Below are 617 nucleotides of genomic sequence, written 5' to 3'. Positions count from 1 at the left end.
GCTCCGTGCATTGTTCGGCGAGCTCGCGGCACACGGCTCGGTACTGATGGTGGTCGACCAACCCCGCAACATCGGTGCACTGCCGATCGCGGTGGCTCGCGACAGCGGCCTCGATGTTGCATACCTGCCCGGCCTGCGGATGCGGCGGATCGCGGCACTGTATCCGGGGCAGGCGAAAACCGATGCCCGCGATGCGTTCATCATCGCCGACGCCGCCCGTACCCTGCCCGACACCTTGTTGCCGGTCACCCAGGACGATGACATCGTCGAAGGCCTGCGGATGCTCGCCGGGTTCGACGCAGACCTGGCCACCGAAGAGAACCGCATTTCGAGCCGCATCCGATCAGTGCTGCTCTCGGTTCACCCCGCCCTCGAACGGGCCATCGGCAAACACCTGTACCGACCCGTCGCACTCACGCTGCTGGCCGAGTTCGGAGGCCCGACCGGGTTCGCCGCAGCAACCCCGGCAGCACTGCGACGGGTCGCGAAACGTTCGGCACCGCGCATCGGTGACAAGGTCGCGGACTCGATTATCACTGCGCTCGCGGAGCAGACCGTGATCGTGCCGGGGGCGGAGAAAACGGACTTCGTACTGAAAACTCTTGCGCGGCAGCTGA

At 66.1% G+C, this 617-nt stretch carries 1 protein-coding gene; it reads left to right on the top strand.

Annotation, left to right across the window (positions count from 1 at the left end; genetic code table 11):
* A partial coding sequence (locus tag HM984_RS17470; protein WP_179350125.1) for an IS110 family transposase occupies positions 1-617 on the top strand: 617 nt, incomplete at both ends.

It is taken from the genome of Winogradskyella pacifica (assembly GCF_013403915.1).
In the GTDB taxonomy this organism is placed as follows: domain Bacteria; phylum Bacteroidota; class Bacteroidia; order Flavobacteriales; family Flavobacteriaceae; genus Winogradskyella; species Winogradskyella pacifica.
This window is presented reverse-complemented; position numbering and strand designations above follow the sequence as displayed.